Source organism: Nocardiopsis sp. ATB16-24 (assembly GCF_030271535.1).
In the GTDB taxonomy this organism is placed as follows: domain Bacteria; phylum Actinomycetota; class Actinomycetes; order Streptosporangiales; family Streptosporangiaceae; genus Nocardiopsis.
The window spans coordinates 455846-480380 of the sequence record NZ_JASCXJ010000001.1 but is presented as its reverse complement, the minus strand read 5'-3'; the positions used below and the strand labels follow the sequence as shown (position 1 = coordinate 480380).

General features: G+C 69.4%; 21 protein-coding genes and 1 tRNA gene. 18 read left to right on the top strand and 4 right to left on the bottom strand.

What is annotated here, in order from left to right:
• Position 1: 1 nt before the first annotated feature.
• The 9 genes from rodA to PFX91_RS01925 all read left to right on the top strand — a co-directional run bounded on the left by rodA (position 2) and on the right by PFX91_RS01925 (position 12412).
• Positions 2–1177, top strand: coding sequence for a rod shape-determining protein RodA (gene rodA / locus PFX91_RS01965; RefSeq protein WP_285728928.1), 1176 nt, complete (start codon positions 2–4; stop codon positions 1175–1177).
• A 225-nt stretch (positions 1178–1402) separates the two neighbouring features.
• The gene (locus tag PFX91_RS01960) at positions 1403–3340 is read left to right on the top strand and encodes a TIGR03960 family B12-binding radical SAM protein (protein WP_285728927.1); all 1938 of its coding nucleotides are present in this window, start codon (positions 1403–1405) and stop codon (positions 3338–3340) included.
• A gap of 562 nt (positions 3341–3902) precedes the next feature.
• Positions 3903–4679: a TIGR03936 family radical SAM-associated protein gene (locus tag PFX91_RS01955; protein ID WP_285728983.1), complete on the top strand. Its 777-nt coding sequence runs from the start codon at positions 3903–3905 to the stop codon at positions 4677–4679.
• A 158-nt stretch (positions 4680–4837) separates the two neighbouring features.
• Positions 4838–7729 (top strand): Rne/Rng family ribonuclease, encoded by a 2892-nt coding sequence (locus PFX91_RS01950; protein ID WP_285728925.1) that lies wholly within the window; start codon positions 4838–4840, stop codon positions 7727–7729.
• A gap of 360 nt (positions 7730–8089) precedes the next feature.
• A complete protein-coding gene (gene rplU, locus PFX91_RS01945; RefSeq protein WP_285728982.1) occupies positions 8090–8401 on the top strand; it encodes a 50S ribosomal protein L21 in 312 nt (103 codons plus the stop codon).
• Between the two features lie 13 nt (positions 8402–8414).
• A complete protein-coding gene (rpmA, locus tag PFX91_RS01940; RefSeq protein WP_285728924.1) occupies positions 8415–8672 on the top strand; it encodes a 50S ribosomal protein L27 in 258 nt (85 codons plus the stop codon).
• 120 nt (positions 8673–8792) lie between these two features.
• Positions 8793–10157: a GTPase ObgE gene (gene obgE, locus PFX91_RS01935; RefSeq protein ID WP_285728923.1), complete on the top strand. Its 1365-nt coding sequence runs from the start codon at positions 8793–8795 to the stop codon at positions 10155–10157.
• A gap of 81 nt (positions 10158–10238) precedes the next feature.
• Positions 10239–11396 carry a glutamate 5-kinase gene (gene proB / locus PFX91_RS01930; RefSeq protein WP_285728922.1) on the top strand — a complete coding sequence of 386 codons (1158 nt, stop codon included), beginning with the start codon at positions 10239–10241 and terminating at the stop codon, positions 11394–11396.
• A gap of 128 nt (positions 11397–11524) precedes the next feature.
• Positions 11525–12412, top strand: a complete 888-nt coding sequence (locus PFX91_RS01925) for an alpha/beta hydrolase fold domain-containing protein (protein ID WP_285728921.1) — start codon at positions 11525–11527, stop codon at positions 12410–12412.
• A gap of 24 nt (positions 12413–12436) precedes the next feature.
• Here the strand turns inward: PFX91_RS01925 and PFX91_RS01920 are convergent, their stop codons facing one another.
• A complete protein-coding gene (locus tag PFX91_RS01920; RefSeq protein WP_285728920.1) occupies positions 12437–13186 on the bottom strand; it encodes an SDR family oxidoreductase in 750 nt (249 codons plus the stop codon).
• Positions 13187–13300: 114 nt separating this feature from the next.
• Here PFX91_RS01920 and PFX91_RS01915 point away from each other — a divergent pair, with 114 nt between their 5' ends.
• From PFX91_RS01915 to PFX91_RS01900, 4 genes are all read left to right on the top strand, one after another.
• The gene (locus PFX91_RS01915) at positions 13301–13882 is read left to right on the top strand and encodes a TetR/AcrR family transcriptional regulator (RefSeq protein WP_285728919.1); all 582 of its coding nucleotides are present in this window, start codon (positions 13301–13303) and stop codon (positions 13880–13882) included.
• 44 nt (positions 13883–13926) lie between these two features.
• Positions 13927–14358, top strand: coding sequence for a type II toxin-antitoxin system PemK/MazF family toxin (locus tag PFX91_RS01910; RefSeq protein ID WP_502888235.1), 432 nt, complete (start codon positions 13927–13929; stop codon positions 14356–14358).
• 157 nt (positions 14359–14515) lie between these two features.
• On the top strand, positions 14516–15790 hold the full coding sequence (locus PFX91_RS01905; protein WP_285728917.1) for a glutamate-5-semialdehyde dehydrogenase: 1275 nt from the start codon (positions 14516–14518) through the stop codon (positions 15788–15790).
• A gap of 255 nt (positions 15791–16045) precedes the next feature.
• The gene (locus PFX91_RS01900; protein ID WP_285728916.1) at positions 16046–17017 is read left to right on the top strand and encodes a hypothetical protein; all 972 of its coding nucleotides are present in this window, start codon (positions 16046–16048) and stop codon (positions 17015–17017) included.
• Between the two features lie 87 nt (positions 17018–17104).
• On the opposite strand, the gene PFX91_RS01895 is transcribed toward PFX91_RS01900, so the two are convergent.
• Entirely contained in the window at positions 17105–18493 is a 1389-nt protein-coding gene (locus PFX91_RS01895; protein ID WP_285728915.1) for a CoA transferase, read from the bottom strand.
• A gap of 252 nt (positions 18494–18745) precedes the next feature.
• Here PFX91_RS01895 and PFX91_RS01890 point away from each other — a divergent pair, with 252 nt between their 5' ends.
• Positions 18746–19480 (top strand): alpha/beta hydrolase family protein, encoded by a 735-nt coding sequence (locus PFX91_RS01890; RefSeq protein ID WP_285728914.1) that lies wholly within the window; start codon positions 18746–18748, stop codon positions 19478–19480.
• 118 nt (positions 19481–19598) lie between these two features.
• On the opposite strand, the gene PFX91_RS01885 is transcribed toward PFX91_RS01890, so the two are convergent.
• Positions 19599–20654 (bottom strand): M48 family metallopeptidase, encoded by a 1056-nt coding sequence (locus tag PFX91_RS01885; protein WP_285728913.1) that lies wholly within the window; start codon positions 20652–20654, stop codon positions 19599–19601.
• Between the two features lie 222 nt (positions 20655–20876).
• On the opposite strand from PFX91_RS01885, the gene nadD reads away from it, so the two are divergent.
• The 4 genes from nadD (at position 20877) to PFX91_RS01865 (ending at position 22718) form a co-directional block, all read left to right on the top strand.
• On the top strand, positions 20877–21530 hold the full coding sequence (nadD, locus tag PFX91_RS01880; RefSeq protein WP_285728980.1) for a nicotinate-nucleotide adenylyltransferase: 654 nt from the start codon (positions 20877–20879) through the stop codon (positions 21528–21530).
• 17 nt (positions 21531–21547) lie between these two features.
• Positions 21548–21946, top strand: a complete 399-nt coding sequence (gene rsfS / locus PFX91_RS01875; RefSeq protein ID WP_285728912.1) for a ribosome silencing factor — start codon at positions 21548–21550, stop codon at positions 21944–21946.
• Complete coding sequence (locus PFX91_RS01870) at positions 21946–22569, top strand: histidine phosphatase family protein (protein WP_285728911.1); 624 nt, start codon at positions 21946–21948, stop codon at positions 22567–22569. The genes rsfS and PFX91_RS01870 overlap by 1 nt, the downstream gene beginning before the upstream one ends.
• Before the next feature lie 76 nt (positions 22570–22645).
• Positions 22646–22718: transfer RNA gene (locus PFX91_RS01865), tRNA-Ala, on the top strand.
• 131 nt (positions 22719–22849) lie between these two features.
• Here the strand turns inward: PFX91_RS01865 and PFX91_RS01860 are convergent.
• On the bottom strand, positions 22850–24481 hold the full coding sequence (locus tag PFX91_RS01860) for a glycoside hydrolase family 13 protein (protein ID WP_285728979.1): 1632 nt from the start codon (positions 24479–24481) through the stop codon (positions 22850–22852).
• Between the last annotated feature and the right edge of the window lie 54 nt (positions 24482–24535).

Sequence of the window (24535 nt, the reverse complement as noted above, 5' to 3'; positions counted from 1 at the left end):
CATGAGCACATACCTGGGAACATCACGCACACGCGGCGCCGAACTCGGACGCAGCGCGGCGGGCCTGGCACGCCGACTGGACTGGACACTGGTCGTGTCGGTGGCCGTCCTGTGCGTCATGGGCTCCCTGCTGGTGTGGTCGGCGACCCTGCCGGGGGACGGCGGCGACCCGTTGGACTCCACCGGTCACCTACGCCGTCAGCTGCTCCACCTGGCGGCGGCGTGGGTGCTGTGTCTGGCGGTGGCCTCCATCGACCACCGGACGATCCGTGCGTACGCGCCCATCGTCTACCTGGGCACGGTGATCGCTCTGGTGCTGGTGCTCACCCCGCTCGGCGCGGTGATCAACGGCTCACGCGGATGGATCGTGATCGGTGGTTTCCAGTTCCAGCCCAGTGAGCTGGCCAAGGTCGGGATGATCCTGCTCCTGGCCACGCTGCTGGGCGAGCCGCGCGACGGCGAGGCGCGGCCGATGACACGGGACGTACTGTTCTGCCTGGTGGTGCTGGCGGTGCCGCTGGCGTTGGTGATGGCCCAGCCGGACCTGGGCACCACCCTGGTGCTCGGCGTGATCTTCCTGGCGATGCTCACGCTCTCGGGCGCTCCGGTCGTGTGGGTCACGGGCATGTTGGCATGCGGGGTCGTCGCGGCGTTCTGCGTGTGGTGGTTCGAACTGCTGGAGCCCTACCAGGTGGACCGGCTCGCGACCCTCATGGACCCGGCGGCCGACCCGATGGGCGCCGGGTACAACTCCAACCAGGCGTTGATCGCCGTGGGGTCGGGCGGTTTCAACGGAACCGGACTGTTCCAGGGGGAACAGACGCACGGACGGTTCGTTCCCGAGCAGCACACCGACTTCATCTTCACCGTGGCGGGGGAGGAACTGGGGTTCGTGGGCGCGATGCTGGTGATCGGCCTGTTCGCGTTGATCCTGTGGCGGATCCTGCGGATCGCCCAGGAGTGCGAACAGCCCTATGCTCGCCTGCTGTGCGTGGGCGTGGCCGCCTGGTTCGGCTTCCAGACCTTCATCAACATCGGCATGTGCCTGGGCATCATGCCGGTGACGGGCCTGCCCCTGCCGTTCGTCTCCTACGGAGGTACGGCGATCCTGGCCAACATGGTCGCCCTGGGTCTGGTCCTGGGGGTGGGTTCCCGACACCGCCGGAGCTTCGCCTAGGAAACGTCCGATCCGCGGTCGGCCCCGTCCCCGGTGGCGCTCTCCCGTTCCACGGCGCCATCGGGGCGGGAGCGGCGGCGCACCGGGACGGAAGGGGTGAGGAGCCCGAACGCCGGTAGCCTGGAGATATCCGTGCGGGCGCACACCATGCGCCCCGGTGACGGCTCCCGCCACGACGGGAACCGTGCGTTCTGACACGATGTCCGCCGAGCGAAGGCCCACACCATGTCCGTCGAAAGCCTCTTTCCGAGACTGGAACCCCTGCTGACACAGGTGAGCAAGCCCATCCAGTACGTCGGGGGCGAGCTCAACTCCGTGGTCAAGGACTGGGACGAGACCCAGGTGCGCTGGGCGTTGATGTACCCGGACGCCTACGAGGTCGGTGTGCCCAACCAGGGCGTACAGATCCTGTACGAGATCCTCAACGAGCGCGAGGGCGTGTTGGCCGAGCGCGCCTACGCGGTGTGGTCGGACATGGAGAAGCTGATGCGCGAGCACGGCGTGCCGCACTTCACCGTGGACGCACACCGGCCGCTGATCGCCTTCGACGTACTCGGGATGAGCTTCGCCAGCGAGATGGGCTACACCAACATGCTCACCGCGCTGGACCTGGCCGGTATCCCGCTGCACGCGGCGGACCGCACCGACGAGCACCCCCTCGTCCTGGCGGGCGGGCACGCGGCGTTCAACCCCGAACCGATCGCCGACTTCCTGGACGCGGTGGTACTGGGCGACGGCGAGGAGATCACGCTCGCCATCACCGAGATCATCCGCGAGTTCAAGGAAGAGGGAGAACCGGGCGGACGGGACGGACTGCTGCTGCGCCTGGCCGCGACCGGCGGGGTGTACGTACCGCGCTTCTTCGACGTGGAGTACCACCCCGACGGGCGGATCGCCGCGTACACGCCCAACCGGCCGGGCGTGCCCGGCACGGTGCAGAAGCACACCGTGATGGACCTGGACCAGTGGCCCTATCCCAAGAGCCCGATCGTGCCGACGGCCGAGTCCGTGCACGAGCGCTACAGCGTGGAGATCTTCCGGGGCTGCACACGCGGGTGCCGGTTCTGCCAGGCGGGGATGATCACCCGACCGGTACGCGAGCGCAACAAGGAGACCGTCACCCGGATGGTCGAGGAGGGTGTGAAGGCCTCGGGTTTCCAGGAGGTGGGGCTGCTGTCGCTGTCCAGCGCGGACCACAGCGAGATCGGACAGATCGCCAAGGGGCTGGCGGACAAGTACGAGGGCACCCACACCGGCCTGTCCCTGCCCTCCACACGCGTGGACGCCTTCAACATCGACCTGGCCAACGAACTGACGCGCAACGGGCGACGCTCGGGGCTGACGTTCGCGCCGGAGGGCGGCAGCGAGCGGATGCGTCGGGTGATCAACAAGATGGTCACCGAGGAGGACCTGATCCGCACGGTCACCGCGGCCTACGCGGCCGGGTGGCGACAGGTGAAGCTGTACTTCATGTGCGGTCTGCCCACCGAGGAGGACGAGGACGTCCTGGCCATCGCCGACCTGGCCACCGAGGTGATCCGGACCGGACGTGAGGTGACCGGGCGCAAGGACATCCGGTGCACGGTCTCCATCGGTGGGTTCGTGCCCAAACCCCAGACGCCCTTCCAATGGGCGGGGCAGACCTCGCACGAGGAGATCGACGCCCGGCTGCGCAAGCTCCGTGACCGGTTGCGCGGCGACCGCAGGTACGGCAGGTCCATCGGACTGCGCTACCACGAGGGGCGTCCCTCCATCATCGAGGGACTGCTCTCCCGGGGCGACCGCCGGGTCGGACGCGTGATCGAGGAGGTCTGGCGTAACGGCGGACGGTTCGACGGATGGAGCGAGCACTTCTCCTACGACCGGTGGACGAAGGCGGCCGAGACGGCCCTGGCCGGACTCCCCGTGGACGTGGACTGGTTCACCACTCGTGAACGGGACGAGGACGAGGTCCTTCCCTGGGATCACCTGGACGCGGGACTCGACCGTGGGTGGCTGTGGCAGGACTGGCAGGACTCGCTGCACGGCGAGGATTCGCTGGAGGTCGACGACTGCCGCTGGAACCCCTGCTATGACTGCGGTGTGTGCCCCAGCATGGGGACCGAGATCCAGATCAACGCCCCGGCGGAGGGCCGTCCCCTGCTGCCGCTGACCGTGAAGTAGTCACGGCGGGGAGAGGGGAGCCCGCGTCCCGCCCCGGCCGTGCTCGGAGACGAAAAGGACCTCCGGCCACGGCCGGAGGTCTTCGGAAGGGGAGGGAGCGAAGCCGTCCGTCCCCGTGACCCGGTACCGCCGTCCCTGGGAGGCGGCCCGGAAGGTCGAGGAGTATGGCCCGGCGCCCCGCTCGCGCCGGGCCATACGTGTAGTAAGACTCCCGGGGTGCGTCCGAGGTTGCCATCGGAAGCAGATTTTCTTTGGATTTTTTTCAGCGGACCCCGCGTTCTCATGGTGAACAGCGGTTCGTCGCCCACTCTGGTCCGTCGAGGACTTTTCGACCGCAGGTCAGTGGGGGAGATACCGGTATGCGTAGTCCTGTTGGCGCATGTGCACCATCGCGCACCGTACGCTGAACAGGACGAGGAACAGCCCCTTCAGGTCGCCCCGCGACCGAACAGGGGGCATGAGGAAAGGAGTTGAGCTGCCCCCCGTATCCGAGGGCACCACCTCACCCTCCACCACCAGGCACGGACAACGGCTTCGCGTCCGCTACGCCAAACGCGGACGCATGAGGTTCGCGAGCCACCGTGACATCGCCCGGGCTCTGGAGCGCGCCCTGCGCAGGGCCGCCGTACCCGTGGCCTTCTCCGCCGGCTTCTCGCCTCATCCCAAGGTCTCCTACACTGGTGCGTCCCCCACGGGGGTCGCCAGCGAGGCGGAGTACCTTGAACTCACTTTGGCCAAGACGTGCCCGCCCGCACGTGTGCGAGCCGACATCGACGGGGCCATGCCCGAGGGCATCGACATCGTCGAGGTCGTCGAGGCACGGGACTCCGGGCTCGCCGATCGGCTCCAGGCCTCCGAATGGCAGGTGGAGATGGTGGGCGTCGACCCCGACGACGCCGCCAAGGCGGTGGCCGCCTACCTGGCCGCCGACAACGTCGAGGTGGAGCGGATGACGAAGAAGGGTCGTCGCCGCTTCGACACGAGACCGGCAGTGGTCCGTATCGATGTGTGCGCTGATTCCCGTGGGCGTGCCCCAGAGGAACGCCACACGACATATGCCATACTTCGGATGGTCGTACGGCACACGACACCTGCTGTCCGGCCGGACGACGTGCTGACCGGCCTCCGCCACGTGGCCGACCTCGCGCCGCCGTCATCACCGTTGATGACTCGGCTGGCGCAGGGGCCACTGGACGAGACGACAGGTGCGATCGCGGATCCGCTCACCCACGACCGGCTCGGCGCCCACACGGCTCCGGGCCCCGCGGACGATAACGCGGACGAGCGGCGCGACAGCGCACCACGGCCGTCAACGCCCATGACGGGACCGCGAGAATGAGCGGTTCCAGTGCGGGGAACGTGGGCGAAACCACAGGACTCTGCCCCGACTGCACCTCGGTGCCGTCGGCGCTGACACAGCGACGACAGTCCTTGTGAGCCGCGCCGCCGACCGACAGGTCGCTGCGCGCCCGAGGACTCTGACGGGAGACCGCCCGGATGCTCGATAACGAGCCCAACAACGGTGCCGAAGGCACCGCGGGTACAACTGAAACACACAATGACAAGGCGGCGGTGCCTCCAGGAGGGGGTGGCGAGGTGCGGGTGACCTCACCCGCACCGGCCAAGGGCGTTCGCCGCGCGGCTGGACCACCCCCCGAACCGGACGACGTCTTCGCCCCTCCCACGATGCCGGTCACCTCTCTCGCCGGTTCCGGCGCGGGGGGCAAGGTGAACACCAAGGTGGCCACCGCCTCGCGCAGGCGTACGGTGCGAGCCGCGGGACGCCCCGACGAGGACGCGATTCCGCCTCCCGGCCCCAGCCGCCCCACCAAGGCCGCGGCGACCGGTGCCGAGGAGGAGCGGGCCACCGAGCCGGTCGGCGGGAGTATCTTCCAGGCCCCGGCCACGCTCTTCCAACCACCGGTGACCAGCCAGGCCCCTCCCCGGGACCGGGACACCGCCACCTCCGACGAGGCCGCCGAGGACCAGGAGCAGGAGGAGTCGACTCAGTCCCCTGACGCGGGGGACGAGGAGACGGGAGAGGGCCGTTCGAGCCGTCGCCGTCGCCGTCGCGGTGGCCGCGGACGTGGCCGGTCCCGCTCGGAGAGCGACGCTGAGACCGCCGACGAGACATCCGAGGAGACGGCCGAGCGGAAGCCGGAACCGAAAGAGGGACCCGCCGCCGAGGACCCCGGCCGCTCCGACGGCTCGGAGGAGACCTCCGACGAGGGTCTCGAACAGGGTGGCAGCCGTCGTCGGCGCCGTCGTCGGCGCCGCTCCGGCACCGGTACCGAGACCGCCGGTGACGATCCGCCCAACACCGTGGTCCGGGTGCGCGAGCCGCGGCAGGACAAGCCCATAGAGGACGAGGTCCAGGCCGTGCGCGGGTCCACCCGGCTGGAGGCCAAGAAGCAGCGCCGCCGTGAGGGCCGGGAACAGGGCCGCCGCCGCGCACCGATCGTCACCGAATCGGAGTTCCTGGCCCGACGCGAGTCCGTCAAGCGCGACCTCGTGATCCGCCGGATCGGCGACCGGACCCAGATCGCCGTCCTTGAGGACGACATCCTCGTCGAACACTACGTCGACCGCTCCACGCACCGCTCCTACGTGGGGAACGTGTACCTGGGACGTGTACAGAACGTGCTGCCGTCCATGGAGGCCGCCTTCGTCGACATCGGCAAGGGCCGTAACGCCGTTCTGTACGCGGGCGAGGTCAACTGGGACTCCTTCGGCCTGGAGGGCCAGCCCAAACGTATCGAGTCGGTGCTCAAGTCCGGCCAGTCGGTCCTGGTACAGGTCACCAAGGACCCGGTCGGTCACAAGGGCGCCCGTCTGACCAGCCAGATCAGCCTGCCCGGTCGCTACCTGGTGTACGTGCCGGGCGGTTCGATGACCGGTATCAGTCGTAAGCTCCCGGACAAGGAACGGGCCCGCCTCAAGCAGATCCTCAAGAAGGTCATGCCCTCGGGCGCCGGTGTCATCGTGCGCACCGCCGCCGAAGGGGCCAGTGAGGAGGAGCTGGAGCGCGACATCACGCGCCTGGCCAAACAGTGGGACTCCATCAAGCGCAAGTCGAAGACGGCGAGTGCCCCGGCCCTGCTCAACAGCGAGCCGGACCTGACCGTGCGGGTCGTGCGCGACGTGTTCAACGAGGACTTCTCCAGCCTGGTCGTGTCCGGCGACGAGGCGTGGAACACCGTTCACGAGTACGTCGACTACGTGGCCCCCAACCTCGCCGACCGGCTCTCCCACTGGACCGAGGACCGTGACGTCTTCGCCGCCTACAGGATCGACGAGCAGATCAACAAGGCGCTGGAGCGCAAGGTCTGGCTGCCCAGTGGCGGTTCGCTCATCATCGACCGGACCGAGGCCATGACCGTGGTCGACGTCAACACCGGCAAGTTCACCGGCCAGGGCGGCAACCTGGAGGAGACGGTCACCAAGAACAACCTGGAGGCGGCGGAGGAGATCGTCCGCCAGCTTCGGTTGCGCGACATCGGCGGCATCATCGTCATCGACTTCATCGACATGGTGTTGGAGTCCAACCGGGACCTGGTGTTGCGCCGCATGTTGGAGTGCCTGTCGCGCGACCGTACCAAGCACCAGGTGGCCGAGGTCACCTCACTGGGTCTGGTCCAGATGACCCGCAAACGGGTCGGCCAGGGCCTGTTGGAGGCCTTCTCGCACACCTGCGAGCACTGCAACGGACGCGGCCTGATGGTCACCAACGAGCCGGCCGAAGGCAAGAACGGCGGCAACGGCAACGGCAACGGTAACGGCCGTAAGAAGAAGGGCAAGGCCGACAAGTCCTCTGACAAGGACGCCAAGGCCGACAAGTCCTCCGGGAAGTCGGAGGAGGCGTCGGGCAGGTCCGAGCAGACGGACACGGGAGCGGACGGCTCGGATTCGGAACGCACACCCGAGCGGTCCCCGGCCGCCGCCGAGAGCGCCGAGCCGGCCAAGAAGACCCGTAAGCGGACCTCCCGCTCCCGTAAGGCCGCCGACGCGCAGGAGCAGGAGGAGATCACGGCCGAGGACGAGGCCGGCCGTCCCTCCGCGCCCGCCGAGGACGCGGACTCCACCGAGGAGCGGACCGAGGCGACGGATTCCCCGGAGGGGGACTCGGAGCCCTCCGAGGAGGCCCCGGCCAGGAGGACCCGTACCCGGCGTGCCACCTCGGGTCGGACGAGCGCCCCCGCCGTGTCCGATGCGGACGGATCCGCGTCCTCGGACGAGGACGGAGAGGACGCCGTCACGAACGCCTCCGATGAACAGGGCACCGGCACGGAGACCTCCTCCGAGGAGGAGACGACCGAACGCCCCAGGCGCCGCCGTACCCGGCGCACCAGGTCGGCGGCCACCCCGCCGACCGCCGTGGACGCGGGCTGAGTCCGGGGCGATGAGCCCTTCCGTGGTCCGGCCCTGGTATCCACCAGGGCCGGACCACGGCACGTGTGCGGGCCTGGGGTCGGCCGGTGGTAATCTGAGGGACGGTGCGTCGGCGCGTTTCACCACAATCGCGCGCCCCGATACCGAAAGTGCTCTCCACGCAGGGTTTGTTTCCCTCAGATCCCCGCGCCCCGCTACAGGCGATCAGTGGATCGTGGAACGAGGCTTCTCCCCGACCAGGGGAGACGAACCTCCCGGCAGGCCTGGGCACAGGCACTGACGGACCCCGGACCCCGGACCCCGCGTCTTGGGGATGGTCCCGAGCATTATTCGTTGAGCGAGCAGGAAGAGAGTTACCCGGTGTACGCGATCGTGCGAGCGGGCGGCCGACAGGAGAAGGTGTCTGTCGACGACGTCCTGACCATCGACAGGGTCTCCGAGGAGACAGGCGCCACCATCAAGTGGCAGCCCATCCTCGTCGTGGAGGACGGCAACGTCGTCAGCGACGTGGACAAGTTGAGCGGTTACACGGTCACCGCCGAGGTCCTCGGCGAGACCAAGGGACCCAAGATCAATATCCTGAAGTACAAGAACAAGACCGGTTACAAGAGGCGCCTGGGCCACCGCCAGAAGCACACTCAGGTGCGTATCACCGGCATCGCGGCGAAGTAGGAGGCCTGGCACAATGGCAAGTAAGAAGGGCGCTTCGTCCAGCAAGAACGGTCGTGACTCGAACGCCAAGCGGCTCGGGGTCAAGCGCTTCGGCGGCCAGGCCGTCTCCGCCGGCGAGATCCTGGTCCGTCAGCGCGGCACCAAGTTCCACCCCGGTGCCAACGTCGGACGGGGTGGCGACGACACCCTGTTCGCACTGGTCGACGGTCAGGTCAAGTTCGGTAACTTCCGCGGACGCAAGGCCGTCAACATCGTTCCCGCCGCCGAATAGGGCTGTGCGGACGTTGTGAAGGCGGGCCAGGGAACACTGGCCCGCCTCTCGCGTTGTCACTGGATGACACGTGTGTCCTGTCAGGCCCCGAGACGGGGCCGAAGAGTAACGGGGAGAGCTATGCCAGACTTCGTCGACGAGGCGGTCCTGCACGTCAGGGCCGGGAACGGCGGGCATGGCTGTGCCTCCGTGCACCGGGAGAAGTTCAAGCCCCTGGGCGGCCCGGACGGTGGTGACGGCGGCCGGGGAGGGGACGTCGTCCTGGAGGTGGACGCCCAGACCGCGACCCTGCTGGACTATCAGCGTCGCCCGCACCGCACCGCCCGTAACGGCACCCCCGGCCAAGGCGGTCACCGAGCGGGCTCCAACGGGGAGGACCTGGTCCTTCGGGTGCCCGACGGTACCGTGGTCACCCGCATGGACGGTGAGGTCATCGCCGACCTGGTCGGCCACGGCACCCGACTGGTACTCGCCAAGGGCGGAAACGGTGGGCTGGGCAACGCGGCGCTGGCCTCCAGAAAGCGTAAGGCGCCCGGTTTCGCCCTCAAGGGCGAGGAGGGTGAGGCCTTCGACGTGCGCCTGGAGATGAAGACCATCGCCGATGTCGGCCTGGTGGGCTTTCCCAGCGCGGGTAAATCGTCGTTGATCGCCGCCATGTCCGCCGCCCGCCCCAAGATCGCCGACTACCCCTTCACCACCCTCGTGCCGAACCTGGGCGTGGTGGAGGCCGGACACGTCCAGTACGTCATCGCCGACGTACCCGGCCTCATCCCCGGTGCCAGCGAGGGCAGGGGCCTGGGACTGGAGTTCCTGCGTCACATCGAGCGCTGCCACACCCTCCTGCACGTGGTGGACTGCGCCACCTACGAGCAGGGACGTGATCCGGTCAGCGACCTGGAGGCGCTGGAGGCGGAGCTGTCCGCCTACGGTGCGCGCACCGGGGTGGACCTGTCCGACCGCCCCCGTCTGGTCGCTCTGAACAAGGTCGACGTCCCCGAGGCCCGGGAGCTGGCCGAGCTGGTGACCCCGATGCTCACCGAGCGCGGTTACCAGGTCATGGAGATCTCCTCCGCCTCCCGCGAAGGCCTGCGCGAGCTCTCCTTCGCCCTGGCGGAGCAGGTGGCCGCCGCCCGTGAGGCCGCGCCACCGGCCGAGCCGACGAGGATCGTGATCCGTCCTCAGGTGATCGGAGAGGTCCCCTTCGAGGTGATCCCGCTAGGCGACAACGCCTTCCGGGTGCGAGGGGACAAACCGACCCGCTGGGTGCGTCAGACCGACTTCTCCAACGACGAGGCCGTGGGCTACCTGGCCGAACGTCTCAACCGTCTCGGCATCGAGAAGGAACTGGCCAGGGTCGGCGCCACCGACGGCGCCGAGGTGCACATCGGGCCGGAGGAGGATTCCGTGGTCTTCGACTGGGACCCCTCCATGGACGCGGAGGCCGTCCCGGCCGGCCCGCGCGGAACCGACGCCCGGCTGGGCTGAACCGCGCGGGGACCGACGGCCCGGCCGAACAGGCACGAGCGCGGCTCGCGACGCCGCGCCACTGGATGGAAAGCCCTCACTGTGCACAGCGCAGGCCTCGAACAGAACGATTCCCTGGAGAAGACGGGTCGCGCGGCGGTGGCCGCCGCGCGACGGGTCGTGGTGAAGGTGGGGTCCTCCTCACTGACCACCCCCGACGGCCTGATCGACTCCAGCCGCATACGTGACCTCGTGCGGGTCCTGTCGGAGCGACGCGACACCGGTCAGGAGGTGATCCTGGTCTCCTCGGGCGCGGTCGCGGCCGGGATGACCCCCCTTGGCATGTCACGCCGTCCCCGGGACCTGGCCTCCCAGCAGGCCGCCGCGAGCGTGGGACAGGGGTTGCTCCTGGCCGCCTACACGGCGGAGTTGGCCGAACGCGGCCACACCGCGGCGCAGGTCCTGCTCACGGTCGAGGACATGATGCGTCGGGTGCAACACCGCAACGCCCAACGCACCCTGCGCCGTCTGCTGGACATCGGGGCGGTGCCGATCGTCAACGAGAACGACACCGTGGCCACCCATGAACTGCGGTTCGGCGACAACGACAGACTGGCGGCACTGGTGGCGCACCTGATGCGCGCCGACGCCCTGGTCCTGCTCTCGGACGTGGACGCCCTGTACGACGGCGACCCCTCCGTGCCGGGGTCGTCCGTGGTGGGTCTCGTGCGAGGCCCCACCGACCTGGACGGAATCGACATCGGCGGCACGGGCGGCCGTGGTGTGGGCACCGGGGGGATGGTCACGAAGGTGGAGTCGGCGCGCATCGCCACCCAGGCGGGGGTGCACACGGTGCTGACCTCGGCCGCCAACGCCCGCGCCGCTCTGGCCGGCGAGAAGGTGGGGACCCTGTTCGTGCCGGGCCGTGGGCGGCGCCCCTCCGCCCGCCAGTTGTGGTTGGCGCACGCCACGGCCGGGCGGGGCAGCCTGGTCCTGGACCCTGGCGCGGTCATCGCGGTGGTGAGGGAGAAGGCCTCGCTGCTGCCCGCCGGTGTGGTGAGGGTGACGGGCGACTTCAGCGCCGGCGACCCGGTGGACCTGTGCGACGAGCAGGGCAGGGTGGTCGCGCGCGGACTGGTCAACTACGACGCGGCCGAGGTACCCGACCTCATGGGGCGCTCCACACGGTGGTTGGCCCGTGAAATGGGACCCTCCTACGAACGGGAACTGGTGCACAGGGACGATCTGGTGGTGCTCTGAGTCGTCTGCCCCGGGCAGTGAGGGATCGGGTTCCTCGCTCACGGCGGCGGCGTCTCTGTAGGCTGGTCGGCGTACTCCCGCCATGACCGGAGAATTCCGGTTCGCGGTCGCCGTGTGTAAAGGAATCCATGCCGAGTCTGGCCGTACGAGCCCTCTCCCCGCTGTTCCGGGTGACGCGTAAGCGTCCCATGACGACTCGGGAGAGCGCACGGAAACGTATCACGGCCCCCAAGGCGGACCCCGCGCCTCCCTCCTGGTTCTCCCGGCGCCACACGGTCCACGTGCGTCGCGTCGGTGGATTCGACAGCTACACCGTGGTGCCGCGCGGGGGAGTGGAAAGGGTCGTGCTGTACGTGCACGGCGGATCCTACGTCCACGAGATCTCGCCCTGGCACTGGAGGTTCATCGCCGCACTGGCGGACGCGGGCTGCCTGGTGGAGGTGCCGATCTACGGGCTGGCGCCCGGGTACACCCACCGGGAGGCCTTTCCCTTTCTCCGGGCCGTGCACCGGCAACTGCCCACCGACAGCGGGCCGGCGGTGTTCATGGGGGACTCCGCGGGCGGGGGTCTGGCCCTGGCCTACGCCCAGTCCCTTCTGGGCGAGAACGGGGACACGACGTCACCGCTTCCGCGTCGGCTGGTGTTGATCGCCCCCTGCGTGGACCTGACCTTCTCCCACCCCGACATCCGGGAACTGGACCGTGTCGACCCCTGGCTGGGGCCGGTGGGGCTGCGAACGGCGGCCGAGGCCTGGGCGGGCGGGGACGATCTGACCGATCCCCGGCTGAGCCCGGTCAACGGCCCGGTGGCGGGGTTGCCGCCCACCGACGTCTACATCGGTACCCACGATCTGCTCCTGCCCGACGTCCGGCGGTTGGTCGAGCGCATGAGGAGGGCCGGGGTGGAGGTCGATCTCCAGCAGGAGGCGGGTCTCTTTCACGTCTACCCCCTGGTCCCGTGTCCGGAGGGGCGAGCGGCACGGAAACGGATCATCTCCTCGCTGCGGGAACCCTGACCGTGCGAAGGAGGCCTGCCGTACTCAGGTGAGCCTTCTGACCACCGACAGGGGCAGGCGTCTCATCGCGAAGCCGATCGGCACCCACGGCCAGGCGGGTACGTACGCCTTCACCTTCCGCCTCTCGATCGCGGCGACCATGGAACGCACACCCGTCTCGGTGTCCACCATGAACCGCGTCCGCTGCTCCACGTGCTCGTTCATCTCCGAACGGATGTAACCGGGGTAGATCACGGACACGTCCAGGCCGGGCACACGCTCCGCGCGCAGACCCTCGGCGATGGCGGCGACACCGGCCTTGGTGGCGGCGTAGACGGTCATGGCCTTGCGCATACCGCGCAGAGCCGACATCGACGAGATCATCACCAGGTGACCGTGCCCCTGGTCCCGGAAGATCTCCATGGCCGCCTCCGACTGGGCCAGGGCCCCCAGGAAGTTGGTCATCGCCGTCTGGCGGTTGGCGTCGTACCGACCCCTGCCCAGGGCGGCGCCCTTGCCGAGCCCGGCGTTGACGATCACCCTGTCCACGGTGCCGAAGGTCGCCGCCAGGTCCTTGAACACACGGAACACCGCCGCGTCGTCGGTGACGTCCAAGGCGCGCAGTTCCACTCGGCGGCCGGGGTCGGCGGCGACGATCTCCTCGCGCAACGCCTCCAACCTCTCGGTACGCCGTGCGCACAGTCCCAGGTCGTAGCCGAGTGCGGCGAACTGGCGCGCCATCTCGGCCCCGAGCCCGGCGCTGGCACCGGTGATCAGGATCGTTCCCTTGCCCATGTGTTCTTCCCTCGTGCCGCATCCGTCGCGTCCCCTCCCACAGCGCGCCGCGTGGGGGAGAACGCGAAGTCCATGGCATTGACACTACGGCTTTGTTGAGCAACACTCAATAGAGTGAGCGAGGGAGCGCGGCGGCGCACACGGATGACCCAGGACGAACGAAGGCGCCAGTTGGTGGGGATCGGGTTGCGGATGCTGGTGGAAAGACCCATCCAGGACCTGTCCGTCGACGAGGTCGCCACGGAGGCGGGGATCTCCCGAGGGCTGCTGTTCCACTACTTCCCCACCAAGACCGCCTTCCATGACGCCGTCGTGTCCGCGGCCGGGCGTCGGGTGGTGCGCAACACCGCCCCCGACGAGGGGTTGGAGCCGAAGGAGGCGCTGGCGCAGTTCGTCTCCCGCTACTACGAGCAGATCGACCGGCGCCGTGAGTCCTACCTGGCGTTGGTCTTCGGTGGTGGGGCGGTGAGTCTGGACGGGGGACGCGTGGAGGACCTGCGCGTGGCCATGGCCGAACGCGTCGCGGCGATCCTGGTGACGGACGGGGACGCGTGGCCGGTCGTGCACGGGTGGATCGCCTACGTGGAGGCCAGAGCGCTGCGGTGGTCGGCCGAGCCCAGGGAGGCCAGGGACGGGATACGCGAGGAGACCGCCCACTGTGTCCGTGCACTGGAGGCACTGCTGTCGGTGCGCTGAGCCGGACGTCCTCCCCCTAGGATGCCTGCGTGAGCGAACGAACGATGAGCCGAGGCGACGACCACCCCCAGCGGGGAGAGGTCCGCGAGATCCCCACCGCCCGCAACGCCACCACCCTCGTCTACGCGCCCGAACGCGACGGTCTCGCCGACGCGGGGGAGATCGTGTGGACCTGGGTCCCCTACGAGGAGGACCCTCGGCAGGGCAAGGACCGTCCGCTGCTGGTGATCGGCCGACGGGGGCACCGTCTGCACGGGCTGATGCTGTCCTCCCGGCGCCCCGACGACCGGGAACGGCAGGACTGGCTGCCGATCGGCTCGGGTCCCTGGGACCGCGAGCAACGTGAGTCCTACGTGCGGTTGGACCGGCTCTTCGAGTTCGACGAGGACGACATCCGCCGTGAGGCCGCGGTCATGGACGAGGAGAGGTTCTGGCTCATCGCCGCGGTCCTGCGTGAACGCTACGGCTGGCGCTGAGGGGCCGGCCGGAGCCGATCCCCGCCATGGACGACGTCACCCCGTCGTTGACCCGGCGCTATACGCTGGAGATGTTCACCCTGGCGTGATTCCCGACGCCCTCCGACGTCGAAGGGCCGGAGCGCCGGGATGGCCAGCCGACCCAAGAGAGAGCACCATGAGCGACATCGAGCGCGAGGTCCATGAGGTGGCCGGACGCGCCAGGGACGCGGCAGCCGACCTCGCCCCGCTCAGCCGGGCGGTCAAGGACGCCGCGCTGCTGGCGATCGCCGAGGCCCTGGTCAAGCGATCCGACGAGATCACCGCGGCCAACGCCGAGGACGTGGAACGGGCACGACGGGACGGCGCCGATCCCGCCGTGATCGACCGACTCACCCTCACCCCACAGCGGATCGAGGACATCGCCGAGGCCGTCCGTGACGTCGTGGATCTCCCCGACCCGGTGGGGGAGACCGTTCGTGGTGCCGTGCTGTCCAACGGTCTGGAGTTGCGCCAGATCCGTGTTCCGCTCGGTGTCATCGGCATCATCTACGAGGGGCGCCCCAACGTCACCGTGGACGCCGCCGCGCTGTGCCTCAAGAGCGGCAACGCCGCCCTGTTGCGCGGCTCCTCCTCGGCCTATGCCTCCAACACCGCCATCGTCACCGTCCTGCGGGACGCCCTGGAGGGCACGGGGGTGCCGGTGGACGCCGTCCAGATGGTGCCCGGGCGCACGCGCGAGTCCTCCGCCGCGCTCATGCGCGCGCGTGGCCTGGTCGACGTGCTCATCCCACGGGGCGGAGCCTCCCTCATCCAAGCCGTGGTCCGTGACGCAACGGTCCCGGTCATCGAGACCGGCGACGGTCTGTGCCACGTCTACGTGGACGCCGACGCCGACCTCGACAAGGCGGTGGCCATCGCCACCAACGCCAAGGCCCAGCGCTGCTCGGTGTGCAACGCGGCCGAGACCCTGCTGGTGCACGAGGCCGTGTCCGACGCCTTCCTGCCGCGTGTACTGGAGTCCCTGGCCCAGAGCGGCGTGACCGTGCACGGTGATCCCCGCGTGGTGGAGACCGCCGCGGCGCACTCCACCGGAGCCACCGTGGTCGAGGCGACGGAGGAGGACTGGAGCACCGAGTACCTGTCCATGGACATCTCCGTGCGGGTGGTGTCCGACATCGACGAGGCGATCGCGCACATCCGTACCTACTCCACCAAGCACACCGAGGCGATCGTCACCGACTCGCTGGAGGCCTCCCGCCACTTCGTCTCCAGGGTCGACTCCGCGGCGGTCATGGTGAACGCCTCCACGAGGTTCACCGATGGTGGAGAGTTCGGCTTCGGCGCCGAGATCGGCATCTCCACCCAGAAGCTGCACGCCAGGGGACCGATGGGCCTCACCGAGATGACCTCCACCAAGTACGTGGTCACCGGAGACGGCCACATCAGGTAGTCGTGACGTCGGGGCCCTCCACCACGGTGGAGGGCCCCGACGCGTGCGTACCGGCACCGAGAACGAGGAAGGGGCCCGTCGCCCGGTGGGCACCCGCCCCGTTTTCCCTCACAAAACCTGGACAGAAGGGAATCGTCATCCAGGAAGTATTCCCAAAACGCAGCCTGGTCGGTACTTTCGCTGTGGTGTCACGGCGCTCTCCCGCACACTTCAGAGCGTCTACCCCCACGGTCACAACGAAAGGAATCCCCCCGAATGAAGCTTCGGAGCAAGGTTGCGGCCATCGCCACGACCGCTTTGGCCGTCGGTGGTGTCACGATGGTGGCCGCCCCCGCCCAAGCCGATCTCGTCACGCTCTGCTCAGGCCATGGCGGCGCGATCACCCTGCCCACGGACCTGGCGGTCCCGGCCGGTAAGAGCTGCTTCCTGGACGGTACGGTCATCCAGGGCGACGTCACGGTTCGCCAAGGGGCCAACCTCCACATCGTCGGCGGTGAGATCCAGGGTGAGGTGATCGTCCAGAAGGACGGCTACTTCGACGCCCAGGAGAGCAGCGTCGACGGTCGTGTGGTCAACCGCGGCTCCTACGGCACCTACCTGGAGGAGAGCTCGGCGGGCGCCGCCCTGCGCGCCGTCCCGGTCGAGGGCGGCAACACCGACGGCTTCGCCTACGTGGTCGACTCCTCCGTCCGCAACATCAACGCCGAGGTCGGATCCGTCTACCTCTCCGGCTCCCGCGTCGGAGGCGCGGTCAAGGCCGACGGCGTGGAGTACGTCGACATCTACGACTCCGTGATCCGCGGTGCCCTGTCGGTCACCGACCCCGACATCGGAGGCATCCTCTGCGACAGCGAGGTCATCGGAGCGGCGACCTACAGCGGCGGTTCCGGTCCCCTCGCGGTCGGCGCCGGCGAGAAGGAGGGCTTCTGCTCCTCCGTCAACTACGTCGACGGAGACCTGAGCGTCACCGGTGTGAGCGGCGGCGTCTACATCGACAACAACATCATCGGCGGCGACCTGGTCACCTCCGGCAACAACCCGACCGCGCAGATCGGTGACGCCAACCGGGTCCGCGGCGGCGTCCTCACCGAGGAGATCGCCCTGCGCAGCTTCTCCGCCTCCGTGGTGGAGGAGTTCGAGGCCCACGAGGAGCAGCTCGCCGAGGAGGTCGAGCAGGCCCGCGCCGAGACCATCGACGAGGCCATGGCCGCCGGCCCCGCGTTCTAGGACGGCCGTTTCCACGGCTCGCGGTCCCTACCGCGCCGTCGGTACCGTACGCGGGCGGGCCCTTCGCCCGCCCGCGTACGGCGTTCCTCAGCCCTCCACCCAGACGGGGCGGTCGGTGCCCCAACGAGTGGCGGGGGCGGCCCAGTCCGTGGGGGCTCCCTCGTAACCGATCGGCGGTGGTGCGTGACGCAACAGGCCGTAGGGGGAGGGGGTGACGATCAGTCCGACGGACCCGTGGAGGCCCCCGCCCACCGGTTCGGCGGTGACGTCGTGCAGCAGCCAGTCGGCGGTTCCCACCAGTGAGAACCGGAGAAGACGTCCCCGTCCGTCACGCTGCCGTTCGGTCAACGCGCGAAGGACGCCCGCGGCCATCAGGTAACCGGTGCCGTGGTCCAGGGCCTGGGCGGGCAGCACCCCCGGTCGACCGCCGCCGGTCGACTCGACCGCGGCGATGCCGCAGGCGGCCTGGACCAGACTGTCGAACCCTCTCCGCGTGGCCCACGGTCCCGACCATCCCCAGGCGCTCAACTGCGCGACGACCAGACCGGGGTGGCGGTCCACCAGTTCCTCGGCGGCCAGGCCGAGGCGGTCCAGGGAACCGGGACGGTAGCCGATCACGACCACGTCGGCCGAGTCGAGGAGCCCGTCGAAGGTGCTCCGGTCCTCAGGGGAGTTCAGGTCCAACAGGGTGGAACGCTTGCCCGACCCGGTGTCGATGTGACCGTCGGTGTCCTCCAGGAGTCCGGGCGGGTCCACACGCAGTACGTCCGCGCCCAACAAGGCGAGGGTGCGGGTGGCGACCGGGCCCGCGATGACCCGGGTCAGGTCCAGGACGCGCACCCCCGAGGCGGGCAGGGAGGCCGGAGGCAACCGGCGTCCGCCGCCTTCGGCCGCCACCGCGATCTCGGTCAGGGGGTGACCGCACATGAGGGACCTCTCGTCGTGCCGAGTGGCCACGGCCACGGCCAGGCCGCCGGCCGCGTAGACCCTCTCCTGCACCTCCGACGCGGTGAGCCCCGCCAGTGCCTCGGTGAGGGGCCCGACCGATGACGCCCCGGTGTCGTCCGGCGTTCCGCCGGTGCCCACCCCCAGTGCGGTCAACAGGCGGGCCCGGTGGTGGGGGTAGTTCGCGTGGGTGCGCACCCACCCGTCGGCGGTCCTCCAGAACCCGGACAGGGGTGCGAACGGGGTCGGTCTACGTCCGTCCACCGAAAGGTGCCGCTCACTGACGAACGCGGTGGCCACGGCGGCCTCGTCCACCCTCACCCGGGGAAGGGCCCCGCCCTCACGGGAGGCCTTGAGTTCGGCCGCGGCGAGCGAGCACGCGCCGACCGTCGCGCGCGCCAGTTCGCGCACCGGCAGCACGGCGGGGAGCACCTCTCCCGCACCCTGGTAGGAGACCTCGGTGGTCAGGTCCGCGTCTCCGCCGATCGCCCGCCATGCGCGTACCGTCGTGACGTCAGGTTCACTCGTCATGGATGCGTACTCTCCGACTCCACCGCACCGATCCGAGGACGGGTCTTGGGACACCGGGCCGATCCCCGTCACCACCGGCTCCTGTCACCAGCAGGCCCCGGACGTCGGTGGTGTTCCCCGAGCGGGGACGGCCGTAACGGAGTGTGCCCCCGGCGGTGGGGCGGGGCACTTCGGCTCCGGCTCCCCACGGGGCGAGGAGAGGGGACCTGTTAGTGTCCGGCGGACGGACGGTGCCGGGACGAGGAGGAGCACGTGCGGACGACCGTGGCCTACGGAGATCACCCCAGCCAGATCGTGCACATCCGGGAGCCGGAGGGCCGTGGCGGTCCGACTCCGGTCGCCGTGCTATTGCACGGAGGTTGGTGGCGCGACCGGTTCGACGCCTCCCTCATGGACCCGCTCTCCCAGGATCTGGCCGACGCCGGATGGGCGGTGTGGAACGTGGAGTACCGCCGCACCGGGGACGACGACGGAGGGTGGCCGCAGACCCTGGAGGACGTCGAGGACGCCCTGACCCTGCTCGGCGAGACCGCGGCCGGGGATCGGGGCCGCTACGACCTCGGCCGGGTGGTGTCCATCGGCCATTCCGCGGGTGGACACCTGGCCCTGCTCAGCGCACTCGACACCGGTAGGGCGCCCGTGACCGCCGTGGTCGCGTTGGCCCCCATCACCGACCTGGCGCGCTGTGTCGAGGAGGGGCTGGGCGAGGGCGCGGTCGAACCGTTCCTGGGTCCCGTGCCCACGGCGCGGCCGTACGGCGAGAGTTCGCCGGTGTCCCGAGTGCCGCTCGGGGTCTCCCAGGTGGTCGTGCACGGTGACGAGGACCAGCGTGTCCCCGTCGAACACAGCCGCGACTACGTGGCCGCCGCGCGCGCCGCCGGGGACGACGTGGACTATCGCGAGATCGCGGGGGCCGACCACTTCGCGGTCATCGATCCCGCGCACCGTGCCTGGCGGGAGGTTCGGGAGTACCTGTCGGGCCTGTGACGACCGCGCCCGCCCGAGGTGTGCGTCGTGCCCCGTGTGCCCCGAGCCCCGTGTGCCCCGGGACGGGGCGCACGGTCGCCGAGAGGGCTCCTCGGGTGGGGGAGAGCGCCAGTCGGGGTCAGGAGGACCTGGCCGAGTCCTGGTCGCCACGGGCGGAGCCGCCGCGCCAACGGTCGGCGACGGTGTCGAAGATCTTGCCGCCCGCGCTGGCGGCGCTTCCGGCCACGTCGCGCAGGGTGCCGATCAACGGGTCGCCCGAGCGCTCCCACGCCTCCTTGTAGGACCTGGCCGCGTTGCGTGCCTCCTCGCCGATCCTGGCGTCGCGGTCGGAGGACCGGCGCGGGTAGTCGCCACCGATGATGCGGTGGTAGGAGCCCTCCTCCAGCCACCGGTGCAGCTCGGCGAGGCGCACCACGGCGAACGGGTGGGTCTGGCCCATCAGGCTGAGCAGCTTGAGCAGGCCGTCGCGGGCGTCGCCCCCGGATTCGTACTCGCGGGCCTGCTCCAGGAACGCGTCGGGGTTCATCTCGGCGAGTCTGGACCCGCCGGCCATCTTCATCAGGGCGCGCTTGCCCGCATCGGGATCCTGGCAGGCGAGGAGCCCGGCGCGGTCACAGGAGAGCTCCGACTTGCGGTACCACTCCTCCAGCGCGGCGACGATGGCCTGGAGTCCGATGAACCCCAGGGGGACCCACGCCACACGGGACGCCAGCTGGATCAAGGCCAGCAGCATGGTGCGGTAGACGGCGTGGCCGCTGAGGATGTGGCCGACCTCATGACCGATGACGAAGCGTTGCTCCTGTGCGTCCAGGAGTTCGAACAGGCCCGTGGTCATGACGATGAACGGGCGCTGGCTGCCGATCGCCATGGCGTTCGGCCTGGGGTTCATCTGGATGTAGAGCTCAGGCACCTCGTCCAGGTCCAGGACGTAGGCGGCGTCGCGCACGTAGTCGTACAGGTGGGGGAACTGGGTGGGCCCGACCCGTACCGAGCCGGAGAGGAACATCAGTCGCAGGGCCCGTTCGTTGAACAGGCCGGACATGCGCTTGAACACCTCGTCGAACCCGCGAAGGGACCGTAGCGCGACCAGGGCGCCGCGGTCGGCGGGATGCTCGTAGGCACGGGGAGAGATCTCGGAGAGCCGGACGCGAACGCGGTCTGGTGTGTTGGCCATACCGGCATGCTATGTGCCGGAATCGCGCTTGGCCACGGTTTCGGCAGTCGAGATATGACGCGAAATCCCGTGTCGCCCGAACGCCCGGGGAAGGAAGAGGACATGGTACTCGTTGTTCCAGAGCAGGGGCGAAAAGGGGAGTAAGGAGACTGCGCTGGTGTCGTGGTCGGCTACTCTCGGTTGGCCGATCCCGGCAACTTCCACGGCGAAACGGAGCGCACAGTGGCGCACGAAGCTTCCGGTGCCCCTCGGGGCGCAGGTCCCTCCGCGCTACGGGGTGGGACCGCCCCGACCAAGGTCGGCATCATGGGTGGTACCTTCGATCCCATTCACCACGGACACCTCGTGGCGGCCAGCGAGGTCGCGCACCTCTTCGCGCTCGACGAAGTGGTGTTCGTCCCCACCGGTCAGCCCTGGCAGAAGGATCTGGCCAAGGTCACCCCCTCCGAGGACCGTTACCTGATGACGGTCATCGCGACCGCCGAGAACCCGCAGTTCCGGGTGGACCGCATGGAGATCGACCGTGCCGGACCCACCTACACCCTTGACACGCTGCGTGAGATGCGCGCCAAGTACGGACCCGAGGTGGAGCTGTACTTCATCACCGGGGCCGACGCGCTGGGAGCCATCCTCAGCTGGCACAACGTCGACGAGATGTTCGAGCTCGCGCATTTCGTAGGCTGTAACCGTCCGGGACACCACCTCAGTGACTCCGGACTCCCCGAGGGCAAGGTCTCCCTGGTGGAGGTGCCGGCGCTGGCCATCTCCTCGACCGAGTGCCGGGAGAGGGTCCGCAAGGGCGAACCCATCTGGTACCTGGTCCCCGACGGCATCGTCCGCTACATCAACAAGACCGGGCTCTACAGAGAGAGCTGAAAGGCAGCAAGCACAACGTGACAGCCACCGACAGGGCGCTGGAGCTGGTCAGGGTCGCCGCAGAGGCCGCCTCCGACAAGCGCGCCCAGGAGATCATCGCCTACGACGTCAGCGAGCAGCTGGTCATCACCGAGGCCTTCGTGCTCTGCTCGGCCCCCAACGATCGGCAGGTCCGCTCGATCGTCGACGAGATCGAGGACCAGCTGCGGCTCCAGGCCGGAGCGAAGCCGGTCCGGCGCGAGGGCGAACGCGACGGGCGCTGGGTGCTGTTGGACTACGCCGACATCGTCGTGCACATCCAGCACGAGGAGGAACGCGGGTACTACGGCCTCGAACGGCTGTGGAAGGACTGCCCGGAGATCGAGCTGCCCGAGGGCGCACGCGGTACCGAGCGCACTCCTCTGGACGGGCAGTAGTGAGCGACATGCCCCGCGTGCTGTTCTGGCGGCACGGACGTACGTCCTGGAACGCGGAGAACCGTTTTCAGGGACAGACCGACATCGAACTCGACCCGGTCGGCCACGCGCAGGCCAGACGTGCGGGGGAGCTGCTCGCCTCCCTGAAGCCGGACGTCATCATCGCCTCCGATCTGAAGAGGGCGGCCGACACGGCGGGATACCTGTCCCGGGCCTCAGGGGTGCGGGTGGACTTCGACACGGGGTTGCGCGAGCGTTTCGGGGGCTCCTGGGAGGGCCTGACCGGAGTGGAGCTGTCCGAGCGCTGGCCGGTCGAACACGCCCGGATGGACATCCCCGACGGGGAGTCCATCCCCGAGGTCGGCGACCGGATGTGCGCGGCCATCGAGCGCGGCCTGGGCAAGACCCCGCCCCGGGGGCTGCTCATGGTGGTCAGCCACGGCGCGGCGCTCCGTGTGGGCATCGCCAGGATGCTGGGGATCCCCGACGAACAGCGCGAGCTCCTGGGGCCGCTCAGCAACTGCTGCTGGTCGGTGCTCCAACAGCGGCGGGGCCAGTGGCGGCTGATGGAGCACAACGCGGCGAGCCTTCCCGAACCGGTGGTGCTCAGCGACGACGCGTGAGCGTTTCGACGTCCTCGCCGGATTCCGCTATTGTTCAGGGAGTCGGCGGGCCGCAAGGCTCCATCGACTCCCACACGGGGCTATGGCGCAGTTGGTAGCGCGCCTCCATGGCATGGAGGAGGTCTGGGGTTCGAATCCCCATAGCTCCACGCGACTTCGGGACGGTCCCGCTCACGTGAGCGGGACCGTCCCTATTATTTTTCGGTCCGACCGTCCGGACCCGGCTCGGAGCCCCGGGCCGGGGCGGGTCGTCCTCTCCAGGGCCTTGGGCCCCGAGCCGTCACTCCCGCCGCAGCCACACCGCCGTGTTCCCGGGAAGTCCTTCGTCGAGCTCGGCGCTGGCCACCAGCACCTCGCCCGGGGGCAGCTCCACCGCCTCCTCCCCGAGGTTGACCAGTACCAGCACGTCCGATCCTCGCCAGAAGGCCAACAGCGGCCCCCGGTTCAGGGTGTCGTCCCAGGTGAGCACCTCGTCCGAGGAGAAGCGTCGGCGCTCGGTCAGGGCCCTTCGGTACAGTTCGAGGGTCGAGTCGGGATCACGTTCCTGCGCCTCCACCGACCAGCGGCCCCACCCCTCGGGTTGCGGCAGCCACGGCTCGGCGCCTCCGTCGGAGCCGAAGCCGTACGAGTCCCCCGCGACCGTCCAGGGCAGCGGCACACGGCATCCGTCCCGTCCCTTGTCGGTGTGACCGCTGCGCACCCAGCGAGGGTCCTCCAGCGCCTCGGTGGGCAGGTCGGCCACCTCCGGCAGCCCCAGTTCCTCGCCCTGGTACACGTAGGCCGAACCCGGGAGCGCCAGTTCCAGCAGCGCCAACGCCCGTGCCCGACGCCCGCCCAGTTCCAGGTCCGTCCTCGGGGCCAGACCGTCACCGAGCAGCCACGCACGCTGGTCGGTTCCCTGGGGCAGCCCGAGGACCGACACCGGACGCACCACGTCATGGTTGCCGATCACCCACGTCGGCACCGTCCCCACCTGTGTGGCGTCGGCGATCGAGGACTCGATCACGGCGCGATAGGCGTCGGCGTCCCACCGGGTCATGAGGAAGTCGAAGTTGAAGGTCTGGTCCAGCTCGTCGGACCGCGTGTACAGCACCCGGCGTTCCGCCGGCATCCACACCTCGCCCACCGTGACCCTGGGCGGGTCGAACTCGGACAGGACCCGCCTCCAGTCGCGGTACACCTCGTGCACCTCGGGCCGGTCCAGGAGGGGGTGGTCCGGGTTGGCCGCGATGTCCTCGAAACGGCCGCCCTCGACCAGTACCAGGTCCCGCAGCGGTTCGCGCATGTCCTTGACCAGCGCGTAGGCCACGTCGATCCGGAAGCCGTCCACCCCGCGCCGGCTCCAGAAGCGCAGGATGTCGCGGAACTCCTCGCGCACGCGCTCGTCGTTCCAGTTCAGGTCGGGCTGCTCGGGGGCGAACAGATGCAGGTACCACTGCCCGTCCGCGGCCCGACTCCACGCCGGACCGCCGAAGGTCGAGCGCCAGTTGGTGGGCGGCAGCTCCCCGTTCTCCCCCTTGCCGTCCCGGAACACGTACAGGTCCCGCTCGGGAGATCCCGGCCCGGCGGCCAGCGCCGCCTCGAACCACGGGTGTTCCTCGGAGGTGTGGTTGGGGACGATGTCGATCATCACGCGCAGGCCCCGCGCGTGCGCGGCCTCCACCATCGCGTCGAAGTCCGACAGCGTTCCCAGTCGAGGGTCCACGTCCCGGAAGTCGGCGACGTCGTACCCGCCGTCCGCCCAAGGGGAGGGGTAGAACGGCGAGAGCCAGATCCCGTCCACGCCCAGCCCGGCCAGATGGTCCAACCGCGAGGTGATCCCCGCGATGTCGCCGACACCGTCTCCGTTCGCGTCGGCGAAGCTACGTGGATAGATCTGGTACAGGACGGAGTCACGCCACCACTGCCGCACGATGTCTTCCCCCTTGGGTGAGTCGGATGATCCCATGATTCGTTGTCCACATCG

Excerpts from the sequence above, each read along its gene's own strand:
- PFX91_RS01885 (WP_285728913.1), bottom strand. The coding sequence starts at position 20,654 with ATGGCCAACACACCAGACCGCGTTCGCGTCCGGCTCTCCGAGATCTCT.
- PFX91_RS01955 (WP_285728983.1), top strand. The coding sequence starts at position 3,903 with ATGAGGTTCGCGAGCCACCGTGACATCGCCCGGGCTCTGGAGCGCGCC.
- PFX91_RS01960 (WP_285728927.1), top strand. The coding sequence starts at position 1,403 with ATGTCCGTCGAAAGCCTCTTTCCGAGACTGGAACCCCTGCTGACACAG.
- PFX91_RS01900 (WP_285728916.1), top strand. The coding sequence starts at position 16,046 with ATGAAGCTTCGGAGCAAGGTTGCGGCCATCGCCACGACCGCTTTGGCC.
- PFX91_RS01950 (WP_285728925.1), top strand. The coding sequence starts at position 4,838 with ATGCTCGATAACGAGCCCAACAACGGTGCCGAAGGCACCGCGGGTACA.
- PFX91_RS01905 (WP_285728917.1), top strand. The coding sequence starts at position 14,516 with ATGAGCGACATCGAGCGCGAGGTCCATGAGGTGGCCGGACGCGCCAGG.
- obgE (WP_285728923.1), top strand. The coding sequence starts at position 8,793 with ATGCCAGACTTCGTCGACGAGGCGGTCCTGCACGTCAGGGCCGGGAAC.
- rpmA (WP_285728924.1), top strand. The coding sequence starts at position 8,415 with ATGGCAAGTAAGAAGGGCGCTTCGTCCAGCAAGAACGGTCGTGACTCG.
- PFX91_RS01895 (WP_285728915.1), bottom strand. The coding sequence starts at position 18,493 with ATGACGAGTGAACCTGACGTCACGACGGTACGCGCATGGCGGGCGATC.
- PFX91_RS01920 (WP_285728920.1), bottom strand. The coding sequence starts at position 13,186 with ATGGGCAAGGGAACGATCCTGATCACCGGTGCCAGCGCCGGGCTCGGG.
- rodA (WP_285728928.1), top strand. The coding sequence starts at position 2 with ATGAGCACATACCTGGGAACATCACGCACACGCGGCGCCGAACTCGGA.
- PFX91_RS01925 (WP_285728921.1), top strand. The coding sequence starts at position 11,525 with ATGCCGAGTCTGGCCGTACGAGCCCTCTCCCCGCTGTTCCGGGTGACG.
- PFX91_RS01910 (WP_502888235.1), top strand. The coding sequence starts at position 13,927 with ATGAGCCGAGGCGACGACCACCCCCAGCGGGGAGAGGTCCGCGAGATC.